This window comes from Rhodococcus sp. DK176 (assembly GCF_038447315.2).
In the GTDB taxonomy this organism is placed as follows: domain Bacteria; phylum Actinomycetota; class Actinomycetes; order Mycobacteriales; family Mycobacteriaceae; genus Rhodococcus_F; species Rhodococcus_F jostii_A.
In genome coordinates this window covers 147,116-163,638 of record NZ_CP118322.2, presented here as the reverse complement: position 1 = coordinate 163,638, position 16,523 = coordinate 147,116, and the positions used below count along the sequence as shown (strand labels likewise).

Below are 16,523 nucleotides of genomic sequence, written 5' to 3'. Positions count from 1 at the left end.
CCACCGCAGCGGCGCCGGTTCCCGTCTCACGCGTGGTCCGGGCATAGCAGATCAGGCGTGACGGTCCATCCGGCTGCGGTGAGCCATCGCTGGACCGGCTTGGTCAGATCTCCCTGTTCGGCCAGCTCAGCGAGTCTGCCGGCAAGGATGGGGCCGTCGCCGCAGATGCTGCAGGCGATGTCGAATGCTGGCTGGCCGGGTTCACAATGAGGGCAGTGCTGGCGACCGATCAGCGTTCCGCGGTGATCGGGGTCCGGTTGGAGCCACATCACTGCGAGGTCAGCATCGGATTCGGCGAGCTCGAACCCGACGCCGGCCTACGTGCCCGGTTCGACCACTGGGTGCTCACCGTCTACCACCGCGCCCCGCAGCCGAAGTAGGCGACGGTCCCGCGCGCTGCGTAGTCAACCTGGGTGGGGGTCTTTCAGCTGTGGAGCTGCACTGCTCCGACGATCAGCACCGCGCCGACCACGATGGCGTATCCGCCGACCGCCGTCACGATGCCCAAGATGCCGGCACCCGGGGCGAGCAACAGGAAAACGCCGCACAGGACGGCGAGAAGGCAGGCCGCGAGCATCCACCGTCGACCGGTAAGAGTGCGGACCTCGAGCGCGCCGACAGCTCCGAACAGCCCGGAAACGATGGCGTAGCAGGCGATCACGTAGAGCAACACGAGCGCGGTGATGCCGGGCCAGGCCAGGGCCATCGCACCGGCCACGACGGCGGCCACGCCACCGGCAACCCACCATGTCCACGGCCCGTCACGGCGGCACTTCATCGCCGAGACGACGGAGGTCACCCCGTCGGTGATCGCGTAGATGCCGAAGACCATGGTCAGGCCCCACACGGTGATGCCGGGCCAGACCAGCGCGCCGGCGCCGAACAGGACCGCCAGGATTCCGCGCGGCAACGTCATCCACCGGATGGTGCTGGCGAGGTCGGCGGGCAGGGTGTCAGTAACCACGATGTTCCTTCAGTGCTGTCGTTGCCGGAATGCTGATGTCGGGTGAGACGGCGCCCACCGGAGGCGGTCCCGGGAACACAGGATCGACTCCTCACCGACAACGGCGAGGAGTCGATCGCGGCGCCCTCGGATCAGAGTCCGACGCCCCCGTTGAGGCCGAACATGACGCTGAGCCAGTGCAAAAACGCACCGAACGCCACGTTGAAGTCGATTCCGGCGGAACCCATTGACACTCACCTCTTCATCATTTGATGTCCCGACCTATTCTCTTTATCGGCCGCAACCGAAAATATGTTTCACTGATCCGCCGACGTCGAGAAAATCGACCCACCTACCGGGATCGGCGAGACCCGGGGGTCAAATGAACAAATGACCAGTTCAGGGCACGTTTGTGGACGCATGTCCATGAATCTTTCGTACGATCCACATGAGGAATGAGCTCCGACTGAAAATTGATCATCCACATCCGCGGAGATGTTTTCTAAACCAAACTCGCCGAGAGATATTTGTCCCAAATGTGAATACTGCGCCGTAATTGGTACGTGGGTCCGAAGTCCCCCGTCCATCAAAAGAGTTGCCCTCCAGGACCTGCCGCGACGGGTGTAGACGTCTTCTCGCCACCGATGCGGCCGCGCTGCGCGCCGCCTATGGTGGCCAGCCGGGTTGCGGCACAGCAGAACCACAATCGAGGGAACTTGTCCTACCACCAGGCGCAGCCTGGCGTGCCGCGTGTCCCACATAGTGGTGTCGGAGGCCCGCCACTTACCGACGACGGTCACAAGATCCGCCCGTTCAGATCGAGTGTCGGATAACCATCGATTCTCAACACCCCCGCTCTAGGAGATGCGGTGGGTGTGGGTCGTGTGGTTGGGTTCATCGTCGGTACCGCCGCGGAGTGCGATGAGCCTTGAGTGTCGGTTCGAATATGCAATTTAGGGCCGGTTTCAACTGCCGGAGGGCTTCGTCGCGACTCCAGTTCCGCACGAGACCAAGTCGATGCGGCGAGTCCCGGGTCGGTAAGCGGCGACAGCCTCTGCCGAAGATCACCGCCGCCGCCTCCAGTCGCCGGTGATCTATGGGTTCAACTGTTCGCCGGCAACGAGGAAGATCACCCGGCGCCCGACCACGACGGTGTGGTCGCCGAAGCGTTCGTAGAAGCGGCCGAGCAAGGTCACATCGACAGCGGCCGGGATGCTGCCGGTCCAGGCCGGGTCCTGGATCAGGGTGAGCAGTCGTCGGTGCAGTTCATCGAGCTCGTCGTCGCGCCTGCCGAGCTCGGCGGCCAGCTCGGGATCATGCTTGCGGAGGACCTGTTCGGCGACTGTGGCCAACTCGCCCGCCACCCGCCCCATCCGGGCGAGCAGTTCCTTCGCCTCCCCGGAGGTGACGTGGTCGGGGTGCCGGCGGCGCAGGCTCTCGGCCATGCTGCGCAAGCCCACCCATCCGGCTCAGATCCGTCACCAGATGCACACCGGTGACGACCTGCCGCAGGTCCCGGGCCACCGGTGCCTGCAACGCCAACAGCGCCAGCGCCTGCTCCTCGCACGGGCCCCGCGCCCCCTCGATTTGCTCATTGAGGTCGAACACCCGCTCCGCCAGCGGCAGGTCGGCCTGGACGAGGGCATCTGTGGCAACTCCTATGGCCTCACCGGCCAAGTGGCACATCAGCGCCAATCGGTCTGTTAGCGCGTCGAGTTGGTCGTGAAACTTCGTCCGCATGCGCATCATCATCGTGCACTCCGCCGGGCGCCGGGGTTTCAGGCTCCTCCCGAGCGCTTCGCGTCGGGCCTGACCGCGTTCCCCGTCCGCTGGCAGGTAGTGAGCTGGTGCTCGAGCGAGCAATGGGAACCGACGTTGGCCGAGGCGCAACCACCGGAGCCCGGTCGGATCGTTGTCGATCGCTAGGCACTGGCGGCGTCGAGCATGAGGTTTCGTCGGCGAGGTGCTTACGATCCGGGGGTAGGCCGAGCGGAAGGCGCAGACCGATGCCCGAGAAGAAGGATCACAGTCCGAGACCCGAACCCGGTCCACTCGGCGCGGGCGCGCGGGTGCTGGTGCACCGGCCGTCCGAACCGGCGCAGACCGGTCGGATCATCGAGGACTACGCAGAGCTGACCGACACCGAGGAGCGCGGGCACGCCTGGGCGCCGGTGCACCGGTGGGCTGTCGCCCTCGACGACGGGCGTCTGGTCTTCGCCGACACCGACGACCTCACCGCCGACCCGAGCACGGAAGGATCCACCGGGTAGACCGGACCTGGCCGGTGGAAGAACCAGTCAGAGACCGTGCCCCCGGCGACCGGACCGAGCTGGGTTACGTCACCGCCACGCTGCCGGTGAAGAAGAACGGCGCCGCGGCGCCGAAGCAGAAGACGGTCGCGTTTCCCTTCGCGAAACCGCTGAGCTTTCCCGCAACCCCCGGTCCGAACGCACCGGTCTTGAAGTTGAAGCCCGAGTCGAATCCGAAGCGGTCCAGTTCTCGCCCGCGGGTACCGTCACCACCACATTGCCGGACGCCCCGGCGCTCAGTGCCGGTACCGCGGCGGCGGTACCGCCCGCGAAGATCATCGCGGGCGCGATGACTGGCCGACGCGATGGCGGTGCGGAACGCAACACAAATGGTGGCGGGACGGTGCCGACCACCTCACCGGCGGGACCCGTATCGTCAACTCGATCTGACCGGCGGCACTCAGGCTCGACTGACCTCCCTGACCTGTGATGTCCTGCAATCCCGCCGCAGGGCATCGCAGGTCAAGCCCCATCCCTTCCGGACATGCGCTATAGCCGGTGGCTCTCATTCCCGCGCGGGAGATGATGCGCCGGCTGTCCCGGGCCGGCTCTCGGGCACGAGTACGACTGAGCCGAGGACGCGGCACAGGGCCAGCGCGAGTTGCGTGTCGAGTGGCTTGTCGGCGACGCCGCGGCCCAGTTGCAGCGAGGCTTTCTCCAGCCGGTAGCGGATCGAGTTGCGGTGGAGCATGAGCTGCGACGCCGTCGCTGAGTAGCTGAACGCGGACTCGAGGAACACGCGTACGGTGTCACGCTGACGAGCGGCGGCGTCGGAGTCGACCGCCAACTCCCCCAGCACATCGTGAACCCAGGCGCGGGTGGCGGGGAGGTCGTCGATGAGTCGGGAGATCACCGGGATCCCCTCGTCCGCATAGGAGGTCACGCGCGCGGTCGGGTCACTTGCGACGTGCGCGATCCGCGACGCCTGGTGCGCCTGGGACCGGCTTGCGCGGAATCCGTCCGGTCCGAACCCAGGTGAACCGAATGCGAGGCGGGACCCACCTGCAGAAGCTACCACCGAGTCAAAAGCACGGGTGTCGACGCGGTGCACGCCACCAAACCACACGTCCGCCTCGCGCCGACCGGTCACTACCACGAGTGGATCGTCGCGACCTCCAAGCATCGCGCGGACCTGGTCGATGAGAGGGGCGAGCGCGGGGGTATGCGCGGGCTGGTCGGCGCGATCGTCGACCCACACTCGGCATGCCACGTGTACCTGGTCGAGCCGGTATTTGGTGGCAGCGGAGAACTCTCTAGGGGACACGTCCTCGGCCTCGAGGACACGATTGACCCAGGTGAAAGTGGTGCGCGCAGCCCGCTCGTGGGAGGACCGCTGCTCCTCCTGATATGTGGCAATCACCTGGCGCGTGATCGCGTCGATGTATTGGTACAGCCAGCCCGCCAGGTGACGGTAGAGCGGCGGCTGCTCGTGAGGCGGACAGTCAATCTCCTGCACCTGGTCGAAGATGCGAGCCAGCAAGTAGTGGGATCCCACGTGATAGGCACGACGCAATGAAGACTCGGGAACGTCCTGCCGCGCGAGCTCCTCGGCGTACCGGTGCGCATGCGGCAACGAAGGCAGGTCGGACACCGCTTTGGAGTGCGCAAGCTGATCGATCATGACCTCGACATTGTCCGTGACGCTGGAGTGGAGAGCGTCACGCATCGCCCGGTCGTCGAGCTCACCGACCGCAGCCGCGATCTCGGCGGTCATCCCGTGACTGATCGCATCGGTCTCTCGCTGGAGGCGCTCCCCGATCTTCCTGGTGAGTTCACGGAGCCGCTCGAGATTCTGCGGATCCACGCTGAGCTTGCCTGGAAGGCTCCAAGACTCAGTCATCGCGCCAGGTCTGCCAGCGCGGCGCGGGCGGCGTTCCAGCCGGCCATGCCGTGCGCGCCTGCTCCGGGTGGGGCGGCGGCCGAGCAGAGGTAGGCGCCGGGGACGCCGGTGGCATACGGCTGCAGAGTCACGCGCGGACGGAACACCAACTGCCGGGCCGTATTCGCACCGGTGATAATGTCGCCGCCCACGTAGTTGGGATTGGCTTGCTCGATCTGCGCCACCGACCGCGAACGCGTCGACAGGATCCGCGCTCGGAAGCCCGGAGCGTACCGCTCGATCTGCGCGGTGATGATCTCGGTGGCGTCGCCGCTCCAACCCGACGGCACATGGGCGTAGACGTCGACGGGATGCACCCCGTCCGATGCACGCCCAGTGTCCGCGACGGACTGCTGCCCCACCAACACGAATGGCCGATCGGGCATCACGCCGCGCACCACGTCGCGTTCGGCGGCGGCGATCTCTTCGAAGTTCCCGCCCACGTGCACGGTCCCCGCACGCCGGGAGGGTTCGTACTCCCATGGGATGCCGCCCTCGACGGCATACGACACCTGGAACGCGCCGGGCCCGTGCCGGAACCGGCTGTAGGCGCGGGCGATCCGCGGGGGCTGCGCAGAGCCCAACACCGATGCAGCTGCGGCGGGCGCGGTGTTGAGCATGAGGATGTCGGGCCGGCCCAGCTCGCGGTGGTCGCGCACCAGGGCTCCGGTCTCCACCCGTCCGCCGTACGACTCGAGCGCCGAGACCATCGCCCGCGAGATCGCAGCCGAGCCCCCGCGCGCGACCGGCCAACCGTAGCGGTGCGCCGCGGTCCCCAGCGCCACGCCGATCGCCGACGACATCACCGAACCGAACGGCCGAAACGCGTGCGCTGCCACCCCGCCGAACAGGGCCCGCGCCCCATCGGTCCGCCAGCGCCGCGCGAGCACGGTGGCCGGCAACGCTGCATGCACACCGAACCAGCCCAGGGCGAAGGGGTGGCGGGGCACGTGCACCATCGGTTGGAGGAATTCGCCCACGATGTCGTGGAAATGCGCGGAGAGGGGGCCGAACATCCGGCGGTACGAGGAACCGTCACCGCCGAGCCCCGCGGCGGTCTCTTCGACGGACCGCACCACCGCGGCCCCCCGCCCGCCGTGGAGCGGGTGCGCGTACTGGACCTCGGGCCACAGCCACTCGAGACCGTGCGCGGCGAGGTCGAACTGTCGGCTGAATCCGGTATCCAACGCGAGCGGGTGGAAGCCGGAGCAGTGGTCGTGGAGGAGTCCGGGCAACGTCACCTCGCCGGACCGGGTGCCGCCGCCGGGGGAGTCGGACGCTTCCAGAACGGTCACGTCCACTCCCTCGGCGGCGAGTGTCAGGGCGGCGGCTAGGCCGTTGGGCCCGCTACCGACGACGACGGCGGTGGTCATCAGTTCAGCCTGCCACCTCTGGTATGGGATCCCTACTGGCCCCTGCGGGAACATAGTCGGGACTGGCCCCTGCGGGAACATAGTCGGGACTGGCCCCTGCGGGAACATAGTCGGGATCGCGCCAGGTGACGGTGTAGTTGATCGGCCCGTTGGGCAGCCACGGCTGCTCTGCGAGCGCGTCCTTCACCACGTAGTAGCCGGTCTCGACCACACCGAGCGCCGCGTCGATCACCTTGTACTCGAGGGTTTTCTTGTGCAGTGGCTGCGACTCGGTCCAGACGGTGATGAACTCGCCGGGCTCGAAGTGGCACCGCTTCTGGATGGCGGCGATGGTGAAGGGGTTGAACAGGTGCCCGTCGCCGAACTGCCAGCCCACGAAGAACGTGCACATCATCTCGCCCTCGCGAAACCGGTAATTGTCCAGGTCGTCGAGGTGATCCATCATCAGCGACATATGGCCCCGTCCTTGAGAATTCAAGAGCCGGAAGGCGGCGGTCTTCTGGAGGAAGATCTCGGCGGCTTCAGGCCCGAACAGGCTGGACAGCTGGTGCTTGTGCGAGGTGATCTCGGTGATGAAGTCGGGGCTGTCCAGCTTGGCCTCGCAGCCGTTGTTCCGGAACGCCATGGTGGCGGACGACCAGTTGCCGGCGTACTGACGCATGGACAGCAGGAACGAGATCAGGTCGGGTCGGAAGTTGCCTACGATCGGCAGGGTGAGGGTCAAGACCGCGGCCGCCACCACGATCCAGGGATTGCTCGCGTCCCACACGGCGTAGCCGTCGCCGGCGAAGAAGCCGAGGAACACGAACGGGGAGAGGAAGCCGAAGTAGAGGTTCCATTCCTGCGGCATGGCCACGGCGAACATCGAGTAGATGAAGGCGTGGAAGCACGTCATGAACGCTGCGGCGAGCACTGCCACCACCCAGTTGGTGGTGAAGAGCAGGACTATCGGCACCAGGAACTCGACGACCGTGCCGAGGACGTGTGCGCAGAACCAGGCGAGACGGGAGGGCAGCAGGTCCTCGGGCACGTTGCGGTAGAGCGCGCGTCGCAGGGTCTTGGACTTGTTGATCGGCGAATTGGTGAGCATAGTCTGCACGGTGGGCGTGAAGTGATGCCCGATCTTGGACAGGAACGCGCCCCACCAGACGGCGAAGATCGCGATCTTGGCTACCACGATCATGTCCACGTGCCCGGCGGCGTAGTTGGTCAGGACACCAAAGGCGAGCAGCATCACGGAGTACTGCTCGGGGCGGGAGGCCAGGAAGGCGACCTTGTCCCGCAGTCCCATGACCAGCTGAAAGGCGATAAAGGCGATGAAGGGCCACATCGGCAGGAGGCCGGGCTCACTGTAGGCGGCGGCGGTCTGCTGGCCGGGCAACACCAGGCCCGCGACGAGGGAGGCGAGCATCCCGAGGTACAGCCACACGTCGATGGCCTTGCGCTCGTCACCGCCGGTCAGCGGGATCTTGCCGGGCCAGGGCGGGAGCCGCAGGGTACCGGTGCGGATCCAGTAGCGGTACCCGGCAGTGTTGGGTGTGAACTTGAACGCCAGCGGGCCCCACGATTCGTTGAAGCCGGTGGCAGACCAGAGCACCACCCACAGCATGGACTTCTGTAGGACGATCATCTCGCCCCACCAGGCGCCCAGGTCGAGCAGCGGCAAGCCGGGAGTGGTGAGGCCGATGAGAAGCCAGCCGGCGATGATGAAGAACAGGCCCTTGACCAGGTACAACGAGTGCATGATCTTGGGGGCGCCGAAGCCATAGTCCACCCAGTGCAGGCAGAGCAGCTTCATCCGCTCCATGGTCGGTATCTTTTCGAATTCTGCCGGGTCCACGTCGGGAACGTCGGCTTGGCGAAAACCCATGACTCCTCCTGGGGCGAGTTGAGTGGTGCGTTTGGGCACGAAGAAACGAAAATCGACGATCGTCGACTGTCGATATGAGAAAAGAAGGGACGGAAGGGACACGGGGAGGTCGTACGACGACGGAGTGGCCTCGCCCTCGCGCGAGGTCAGCCGACGAGCGCCTTGCGCAGTCCGGGCTTGTCGATCTTCCCCACGGGGTTCTTGGGGAGTTCGGTCACGATGTCCACGGCGACGGGCACCTTGACCCGTGTGAGCAGGTTGCGACAGTGCTCGATCACGGTCTCGGGAGTCAGTGAGGCGTCCGGGTACGGGACCACAAACGCGACAGGCACTTCTCCCATCACGTCGTCAGGTCTGCCGATCACGGCCACTTCGAGCACACCGGGCAGACTGCCGATCGCGTTCTCGATCTCCTTGGGGTAGAGGTTCTCTCCCCCGCGGATGATCATGTCCTTGATGCGGTCCACCAGGGTCAGGTAGCCGTCGGAGTCGAGCACGCCCACGTCGCCGGTGCGGACCCAGCCGTCGACGATGGTCTTCTCGGTAGCCTCGGGGTTCCCGAGGTAGCCGGCCATCACGACGGGTCCGGTGATCAGCACCTCGCCGGTCTCGCCGGTGGGCACGTCGCGCAGCTCGTCGTCGACCACCCGGATGCTTTGACCGGGAAGGGATGGGCCGACCGTGCCGATCTTGCGGAGGCCGACGAGGGGGTTGATGGCGGACGCGCAGGTGGCTTCGGTGAGGCCGTAGCCCTCCAGCAGCGGGGCTCCGAGCATCTCCTCGGAGGCCTGGAGCAGTTCGCGGGTGGCGGGGGCGGCGCCGCAGATGGCGAAGCGCAGCGAGGACAGGTCGGTGTCGCGTTCGGCGGCCTTGGTCACCAGGAGCGCGAAGATGGTGGGGACGCCCGAGAAGTAGGAGGGGCGGTGCTTCTCGACGGCGTGGAAGAAGGTGTCTGGAGAAAACTTGCCCACCACGGTCAGTTGGGCGCCCACGCGCAGGGACGCGAGGAGGCTCACCATGAGCGCATTTGCGTGGAACAGCGGGAGGATGAGAAGGCAGTGGTCACTGGTGGTGAGCGCCATCACCTCGACGATCGAAGCCGTCATGGCGTCGGCGTTGCCATGTGTGATCATGACGCCCTTGGGTCGGCCGGTGGAGCCGCTCGTGTAGATCACCAGGGCCATGTCGCTGTCTGCGAGTACGACCGGTGCAGGCACCTCCCCGGTGGAATGTTCGGCGAGGTCGTCCACGGCGATTGTTGGCTTGCCGCCGGTGGGGGCGCCGGGACCGGCGTTCACGACCAGCGTGGCGCCGGCATCGGCGATCTGATGGGTGGCCTCCTGTTCGGTGAAATTTGGGTTGACCGGAGTCACGGCGGCGCCAAGGCGCCAGGCGGCAAAGATGGCGACGACAAGCTCGCTGCGGTTGGGCAGCATCACGGCCACAACGTCGCCACGACCCACATCTCGTCCGGCGAACTGGGCGGCAACGGCGGCCACCCTCGCGTCGAGTTGCTCGAATGAGAACTCGCGGAGGTCGTCTCGGATCGCGGGTGCAGACCCGAACGGCTCAGCCAGCAGCCAAGGGAGGTAAGCCGGTGCCATGTGCACTCCTGTGCAGTAGATGGATGTATGTGACTTGGAACACTACGGCGGGCTACTGCGCAATACATTGGCTGCGATGACGAACTTCATAGGAGCAGTAGTGCACGGTGCACAATTAAGGCGAGACCCCCGAACGCCTCCGCCCCGCCGGTGTGCACCTGTGGTCGCGATAGCAGCCATTACTGCCCTGGCGGCTCGCCGGCATCCATAGTTCGTCGCAACCACGGCGAACCTCGTCGCACTCAGCGCGAAAAAGCCGGCCCCGCGCCGCAGTATCTACGACGAACTCCTAGGTCCGAAGGGGGGCGTTTGCAGGTTGCGGGTCGTTTTGCAGGTTTGCAGGGTGCCTGCAAGGGCGGGTGTGGAGGTGGTGGGCGTCCCGTCGGCTGGGTGCGTCAGGACCGTGCCGGGTCCGGGGGTGCTGCAAACACGTCTTTTCGTTTGCGACCCCGGGGTCGGGGCGGTAGCTCCCTGCGGTTGTCGACCGGGACGGGTGCCGCCGGGTCGGTCTTCCCTATCGGGGTGGTCGTTGCGCCGGTTGTGGTCGATCCTGGAGGCTGCCTGGGGTGTGTGGGAGAGCGAAACGAGTACGACCTGGACCTCGTGTCCCAACTCGACGTCGCAAAGACCTCTACCACGCAGCAGGAACTCAAAAACAGGGTAGGCGCACTGCTTGACGACTACCGCAAGGATCATGACGGTCAGGCGTGCGAGAGCCCCGGCAAAGTCTCCGAAGGCCGACGCTCCTGGTGCCTGCACTACGACAACTTCCACATGGACGTGCTTCCCGCCATTCCGGATGCCGATTCCCCATCGGCGACCGCGATCGAGCTCACGGACCGCAACCTACGGAACTGGCAGAAATCCAACCCGCTGGCCTACGTCGAGTGGTTCCGCACCCAGTGCGCCAAGCAGTTCGAGGAAGAACGCGCCATACTGGCCAGTTCGTACGGCTCGGTCGACGCGGTGCCCAATCACCGCGTACGCACCCCACTCCACCGCGTCGTACAAATCCTCAAGCGACACAGAGACATCTACTTCGCCAACGACCTCGACGACCGCCCCCCGTCCAGCCTCATCACGACCCTCGCCGGCAAGGGATACGAGGGCGAAACGGACCTCGTCGACGCGACCATGAGCGCAGTACAGCGAATGCCCGAGCACATCGAAAAGCGCAGCGGGCGGTACTGGGTGGAAAACCCCGCCTGTGACGGTGAAAACTTCGCCGACAAGTGGAACGAGTACGAGACTCGACGCCTGAAGTTCGAAGACTGGCGAGCGACTGTCGAGCGCGATCTCAACGAATTCCTCCTGGAGACCAAGAGAGTCGTCGCGCTCCACCAGCGGATCGCGAAGGCTTTCGGCAACGCCCCGGTCGAAGAGGCCCTGAAAACGCTCGGCGCACGGACCAACACCGCCCGGGAAAACGGGAACGTCCACTTCTCAACCGGGGGGCTCCTCACGACAGCATCGACGGCAACCGCCGTCCCGGCACATAGGTTCTTTGGTGGCGAAACCGCACGGTAGGCAGCTGAGCATCACTCAACAGCTATTCGTCTACGGCAGCAGTTTCCCGACGAGCCTGCACCTGCCGTGAAGTCCGGGACTCTGGTCTGGCCAGTCACTCTGCAACCAACGCCGATGAGCGTGCACTACACAATAGGGATTCGGTACAAGCATCGGCAGCGCAGCGCCGAACGTAGGCGTCGAACGGCCGCGAGGTGTCGTCGGGAACGGTCACCGACCACGGCAGGTGGGTCGTGGACAGCATCTGCTCCCACCGCTGCACCCTCTCGCCTGCGGCTTCGTGGTCCGCCAGTTCAGGAGCCGGTATTCGTCGTCTCGTGCTGTCATCGTCTTCTCCATTCCGCGGGCCGCATTGCCCACCCGGGATCAGGTGATCCACGGTACTGCCCTGCCGTCGCGGTCTGCGATCTGCTGAGCGCTGCTGTCACACTCTCTGCCCGGCGGTGCGGCCTCTCTGCCCGGCGGTGCGGCGAAACTAGAACCAGCGGGACAGGTTTATGAAGATTCACGACACCCTCGGTCGTGATCGTCGACTTCCGGCGTCGAGACATCGGATGTCTGGACCGATGAGCCTGCGCCGAGGAGGTCACAGGTGAATGCCGAAGGTGTCGATCTTTCGATAGAGCGACGACCGGGCGATCCCCAGTGATTTCGCGGCTGCCACGCGGTTGCCGCCGCATTCGCGGAGCGCCACCACGATGGCATCGCGTTCGGCGCTCTCCATCGCCGTCATCGTTCGCCGAGGCGCCGAACTGAGTGCGGGTGGCAGGTCGACTGCGGTGATCACCCCCGCCGGCTTGGCGCGCAGAGCGTGCTTGAGCGTGTCCACGAGTTCGGTGATGTTGCCCGGCCAGTGGTATTTCTTCAGCACCCGTAACACGTCGTCGGGGATGTCGGCGTCGCGGTGAGGTGCGAGCTGCCCCAAGCACATTCGAATGATTGCCGGTACGTCGCCGGGATGGTGTCGCAACGCGGGGACATCGATTGTCGTGGTGAAGTTGCGAGCAAGGGCGGAGTGCAGGAGCCGATCTCCGTCGGTGGACGAGGTGGCAACGATCCACCGTGCCGGATAGCTGCGCTGATCGGCGGACACCACATCGGAGACGGCCCGGTCCAGGCGTGCGTCGAGCAGGTCGATATCGCGGAGAACGACGGTGGTGGCGGCGGAATCCAGCGCGCTTCTCAGGCGTTCCTCGACGGATTCCGTGGGGTTACAGTCCACGACGGCAATCGGTGCTTGGGGGTTCTTGTACAGATGTGCCCCGCGCGCAAGGGTGAGCCTGCCGCTTCCACCTTCTCCCCGCAGGATCGTGTTGGCATCGGTGGATGCCAGGGAGATCAGCTCCCTGCTGCACCGGGTCCATTGCGGTGAGGATCCGGTCGATCCGGGCAGCGCAGGAAGGCTGCGGTGGTGCGTGGTCGAGGACCTGGGGTGCGGAGGCCGTTCGACTTCGAGGATCACTCCCGCGACCTCGGCACCGTCCTCGATGATGTTGCGCTTGACCGTGATGGTGCCGCCCGAGGGGAGGTGAAGGGCGAGCTGGGTGATCCGCGAGGGGCCGAGCAGCGAATGTGCTTCCTCGCGGAGGAACGCCTCGTCGATCGGATCGAGCAGGCGAGAACCGATGGTGTTCGACATGAAGACGCCGCAGCTCAGTGAGTACACCGCGACCTGTCGACGTCGACAGGCTGCGAGGAACTCTCCCAGCACGAGCTGTTGTTTCGCCGATCCTGTCGAACGCAGTGCCGACTCGACGTCCCGTGCAGCCCCGAGCGCGAGTTGACGCATCAGCGGGTTCGCCTCTCGGGCGAGACCGCTGATATCGATCAATCCTTCGACACGTCCGAGGATCGGATTGTGGATGGGCGCGCCGGCGCAGGTGAAATCGTGGATTGCCTCGTGAAAGTGCTCGCGGCCGTCGACGTAGACGGCCATGCCGGTCTCGAGGGCGGTGCCGACGCCATTGGTGCCGATGAGTTCCTCGGAGTAGTTGAACCCGGGCGCGAAATAGACGCTGTCGAGCTTGGCGGCAAGGACAGGATCATTGTCGCGCCGCAGCATGACTTGGGCATGCTCGTCGGTCAGCGCGACGCTGAGTGACATTCCGGACAGGTCGTCGTGCAGGCGATCGAGGATCGGTGAGGCGCATTGCACCAGCCGGCGACGCAGGTCGAGGTCTTCGACGAACTGGAGACGAGGAGGGCTCGAACCGTCCGGCACCACGCCCGCCTGACGAGATCGCTGCCACGACTGGGCGATGAAGCTGGAGACCTCGTCCGTTGCGGACAGGGATGAAGCGGGGCGACGATCGGTAGTCACTCGCCGCCGCCTAGGGTCGCTGTCCATCAAATCTCCGTCCTGGTGTCTCCGGCTCACCCCACTACTGTGTCGCAGGTCACTTTCCCTGAGTGTCCCAGAATAGGACATCGGAAACCTGCGTCGACCCGCGACCGACCGTCCGGGCGGATGCCGGCACTGCGGATTCGCAGCGCCGAGCTATTCGCCGCGGAGCGCCGGTCTCAGCGCGTCGAGCACCGCAGGGTCCTCGATGGTGGAGGGGACCGGCTCGTCGTGGCCGTCGGCGATGGCCCGCATCGACTTGCGGAGGATCTTGCCCGATCGCGTTTTCGGCAGTGGCTCCACGATGGTCACCTGCCGGAAGGCTGCCGCGGCGCCGATGTCTCGACGCGTCGCGGCGATCAACTCGCCCTGCAGCGTGTCGTGATCGATGTCGATTCCATCTTTGAGCACCACGAACCCGCGCGGCAGTTGACCCTTCAACCGGTCGGCCACGCCGATCACCGCGCACTCGGCCACTGCCGGGTGCGCCGCCAGCACCGCCTTCATCAACCCAGGGGAGAGCCGGTGCCCGGCGACGTTGATCACGTCGTCGGTACGTCCCATCACGAACAGGTAGCCGTCCTCATCGAGGTATCCGCCGTCACCGGTGAGGTAGTAGCCAGGGAACCGCGTCAGGTAGGACGCGACATACCCGTTCGTCGGCGCCCCACAGGGTGGGCAAGGTGCCCGGCGGCATCGGCAGCTTCAGGCAGACCGCGCCTTCCTGACCGGGCCCCATCTCGGTGCCGTCCTCGTCCAGAATCCGCACGTCGTACCCGGGCACCGGCACCGACGGCGAACCGGCCTGATCGGCATCGGTGCCAACCCGCGCAGGTTCGCCGCGATCGGCCATCCGGTCTCGGTCTGCCACCAGGGGTCGACCACCGGTACACCCAACTTGGCCTGCTCCCACCGGTAGGTCTCCGGGTCCAGCCGCTCACCGGCCAGGAACAACGACCGGAACTTCGACAGATCGTAGTGCGCCACCTCGGCCGCCTCGGGATCCACCTTTCTGACCGCGCGCAGCGCGGTAGGGCGGTGAACAGGGCTTTCGCTCCGTATTCGGAAATGACCCGCCAGAGAGCGGACATTGCGTGTGACGGGTGGTTGGCGGAGCCACCGAACGGCGCATCCCGGACCGCGGGGCGTTCACGGTCCGGGATGTGCGCGGCCTCAGGTCAGGCGGAGGGGATGAAGTCGTCGGTGACGAACAGGGTGGCTCCGCCGGTGGCGAAGTTTCCGATGTCGGCGGCGGCGGCCTGCCCTTCGGGTGAGGCGAGTCCGTCGTCGAGTGCCTGCCGGGAGTCGAAGCTCAAGACGGCAACGAGGTGGTAGGGCGCCTGCGACTGGTCGAGGGCGCTGACCTTGCCGGCGTGCCAGGTGCGAACACCGGGGATCTTGTCGGCCAGTGGGCGATGGGTGGTGCTGTAGTACTGGTCGAAGGACGCGGGTTCGTCCGGGTGGCCGTAACAGACGATCAGATGATGCATCGATTTTCTCCGAAAGGGTTGTCAGACAGCAGGATTATTGGACTCGGGCGACCGGGTGGTTCGCGGCGGATGAGCTGGCTGTGTCGATCAAGCTCGACGCCGCGCCCGGCCCGGCTTCAGACCTCGATGTCGAGGAGGTCCCCGAGGTGCCGGTCGATCTGGGGCATGTAGGTCGGTGAAACACCGAACAGACCCAAGTGACCAAGGGTGTCCTCGACGACCCGCAGTTCGCTGTTCTTGATCAATTCCTGCTCCGGGACACAGTCCCGGACCGGGAACAGTTGATCCTCGTCGATGGGCATGACGAAGGTCTTGGCGGTGATGCGGCCGAGTGCTGCCGCCAGGTCACCGCCGGTATGGCGGGCGACGTCACCGCGCTGCCACGCCCACGACTGCGTGAGGAGCGCGTTGGGGTCCATCGCAGTGAAGTAGGGCTCGAGGAATCCGCTCAGGAACGCCTCCTTGGAGTCGAACTCCATCGCCCGCCACACCTCATGCTTCCAGAACTCGGTGGAGAATCCGACGATGGCCCAGATGTGGGCCTGCCGGATGAGCCCGTCGACGACCTGTTCGTTGGAGGTGTATTCCCCGCCGTTCCAGCCCGGACTCGACTGGATCGCTTCGCGCATCGCCTCGGCGATGAGGAAGTCGCCCGGCGTGTTCTGTGCTGTGCCCGCAATCGGCGCGGCGCGCAGCACCTTGTCGGGGAAGCGCACCGCCCACTCGTAGGTCTGCTGGGCGCCCATCGACCCGCCGGTCACCAGGGCGAGGCGTTCGATGCCGAAGTGCTCACGCAGCAGTCGCTCCTGCGCGACCACGTTGTCGCCGATGCGGACGTGCGGGAACTTCGACATCGCAATACCGGCGTTGGCGCCGGCGGCATTATGTGGGGAGACCGACAGCCCGCTGCCGATCTGGTCGATGCAGACGATGAAGTATTTCTCCGGGTTGAGCGCGTGGTCGGGGCCGATGTAGACATCCCGCCAGATCTGGTGTGTACCCGAATACCACGTCGGGATGAGGATCGCGTTGTCCTTGGCCTCGTTCAATACGCCGAAGGTTGCCACCGCCAACTGGCAGTCGGGGATGGAACCGCCTTCCTCCAAGTCGAGCTGTCCGATGCCGATCAGTTCGTAATCGCCATGAAATTCGTTTGTGTAGTACGGGTTCTCGATCATTGTCGTCCT

Annotated in this window: 11 protein-coding genes and 3 pseudogenes; 3 read left to right on the top strand and 11 right to left on the bottom strand. The window is 65.7% G+C overall.

What is annotated here, in order from left to right; translation table 11 throughout:
- Nucleotides 1-215: 215 nt before the first annotated feature.
- Entirely contained in the window at nt 216-380 is a 165-nt protein-coding gene (locus PSR88_RS37660) for a hypothetical protein (protein ID WP_016880459.1), read from the top strand.
- 44 nt (nt 381-424) lie between these two features.
- Here PSR88_RS37660 and PSR88_RS37655 read toward each other — a convergent pair whose 3' ends face one another.
- Together PSR88_RS37655 and phoU are read right to left on the bottom strand one after the other, a co-directional pair.
- On the bottom strand, nt 425-964 hold the full coding sequence (locus PSR88_RS37655) for an HdeD family acid-resistance protein (protein WP_016880458.1): 540 nt from the start codon (nt 962-964) through the stop codon (nt 425-427).
- Between the two features lie 1,073 nt (nt 965-2,037).
- Nucleotides 2,038-2,683 (bottom strand): annotated as a pseudogene (gene phoU / locus PSR88_RS37650) (phosphate signaling complex protein PhoU).
- 266 nt (nt 2,684-2,949) lie between these two features.
- Here phoU and PSR88_RS37645 point away from each other — a divergent pair.
- Nucleotides 2,950-3,213 (top strand): hypothetical protein, encoded by a 264-nt coding sequence (locus PSR88_RS37645; RefSeq protein WP_016880456.1) that lies wholly within the window; start codon nt 2,950-2,952, stop codon nt 3,211-3,213.
- Between the two features lie 64 nt (nt 3,214-3,277).
- On the opposite strand, the pseudogene PSR88_RS37640 reads toward PSR88_RS37645, so the two are convergent.
- The 5 genes and pseudogenes from PSR88_RS37640 to PSR88_RS37620 all read right to left on the bottom strand — a co-directional run bounded on the left by PSR88_RS37640 (nt 3,278) and on the right by PSR88_RS37620 (nt 9,978).
- A pseudogene (locus tag PSR88_RS37640) lies at nt 3,278-3,583 on the bottom strand (hypothetical protein).
- Nucleotides 3,584-3,757: 174 nt separating this feature from the next.
- Nucleotides 3,758-5,092 (bottom strand): PucR family transcriptional regulator, encoded by a 1,335-nt coding sequence (locus PSR88_RS37635; RefSeq protein WP_051004106.1) that lies wholly within the window; start codon nt 5,090-5,092, stop codon nt 3,758-3,760.
- Nucleotides 5,089-6,504: a phytoene desaturase family protein gene (locus tag PSR88_RS37630; protein ID WP_011599127.1), complete on the bottom strand. Its 1,416-nt coding sequence runs from the start codon at nt 6,502-6,504 to the stop codon at nt 5,089-5,091. The genes PSR88_RS37635 and PSR88_RS37630 overlap by 4 nt, the downstream gene beginning before the upstream one ends.
- A gap of 4 nt (nt 6,505-6,508) precedes the next feature.
- Nucleotides 6,509-8,374, bottom strand: a complete 1,866-nt coding sequence (locus PSR88_RS37625) for a DUF3556 domain-containing protein (protein ID WP_011599126.1) — start codon at nt 8,372-8,374, stop codon at nt 6,509-6,511.
- A 146-nt stretch (nt 8,375-8,520) separates the two neighbouring features.
- Nucleotides 8,521-9,978 carry a class I adenylate-forming enzyme family protein gene (locus PSR88_RS37620; RefSeq protein WP_011599125.1) on the bottom strand — a complete coding sequence of 486 codons (1,458 nt, stop codon included), beginning with the start codon at nt 9,976-9,978 and terminating at the stop codon, nt 8,521-8,523.
- Nucleotides 9,979-10,500: 522 nt separating this feature from the next.
- Here PSR88_RS37620 and PSR88_RS37615 point away from each other — a divergent pair.
- Nucleotides 10,501-11,505, top strand: a complete 1,005-nt coding sequence (locus PSR88_RS37615) for a nucleotidyltransferase (RefSeq protein ID WP_237723823.1) — start codon at nt 10,501-10,503, stop codon at nt 11,503-11,505.
- A gap of 586 nt (nt 11,506-12,091) precedes the next feature.
- Here the strand turns inward: PSR88_RS37615 and PSR88_RS37610 are convergent.
- From PSR88_RS37610 to PSR88_RS37595, 4 genes and pseudogenes are all read right to left on the bottom strand, one after another.
- Complete coding sequence (locus tag PSR88_RS37610) at nt 12,092-13,825, bottom strand: sigma-54-dependent Fis family transcriptional regulator (RefSeq protein ID WP_342338969.1); 1,734 nt, start codon at nt 13,823-13,825, stop codon at nt 12,092-12,094.
- A 177-nt stretch (nt 13,826-14,002) separates the two neighbouring features.
- A pseudogene (locus tag PSR88_RS37605) lies at nt 14,003-14,931 on the bottom strand (AMP-binding enzyme); the annotation flags it as partial.
- Between the two features lie 93 nt (nt 14,932-15,024).
- Nucleotides 15,025-15,336, bottom strand: a complete 312-nt coding sequence (locus PSR88_RS37600; protein ID WP_005564687.1) for an EthD family reductase — start codon at nt 15,334-15,336, stop codon at nt 15,025-15,027.
- Nucleotides 15,337-15,452: 116 nt separating this feature from the next.
- Nucleotides 15,453-16,514, bottom strand: coding sequence for an alpha/beta fold hydrolase (locus tag PSR88_RS37595; RefSeq protein WP_011600043.1), 1,062 nt, complete (start codon nt 16,512-16,514; stop codon nt 15,453-15,455).
- Nucleotides 16,515-16,523: the final 9 nt, after the last annotated feature.

Coding starts and splice junctions, on each gene's coding strand:
- PSR88_RS37645 (WP_016880456.1), top strand. CDS start 2,950: ATGCCCGAGAAGAAGGATCACAGTCCGAGACCCGAACCCGGTCCACTC.
- PSR88_RS37635 (WP_051004106.1), bottom strand. CDS start 5,092: ATGACTGAGTCTTGGAGCCTTCCAGGCAAGCTCAGCGTGGATCCGCAG.
- PSR88_RS37630 (WP_011599127.1), bottom strand. CDS start 6,504: ATGACCACCGCCGTCGTCGTCGGTAGCGGGCCCAACGGCCTAGCCGCC.
- PSR88_RS37625 (WP_011599126.1), bottom strand. CDS start 8,374: ATGGGTTTTCGCCAAGCCGACGTTCCCGACGTGGACCCGGCAGAATTC.
- PSR88_RS37620 (WP_011599125.1), bottom strand. CDS start 9,978: ATGGCACCGGCTTACCTCCCTTGGCTGCTGGCTGAGCCGTTCGGGTCT.
- PSR88_RS37600 (WP_005564687.1), bottom strand. CDS start 15,336: ATGCATCATCTGATCGTCTGTTACGGCCACCCGGACGAACCCGCGTCC.
- PSR88_RS37595 (WP_011600043.1), bottom strand. CDS start 16,514: ATGATCGAGAACCCGTACTACACAAACGAATTTCATGGCGATTACGAA.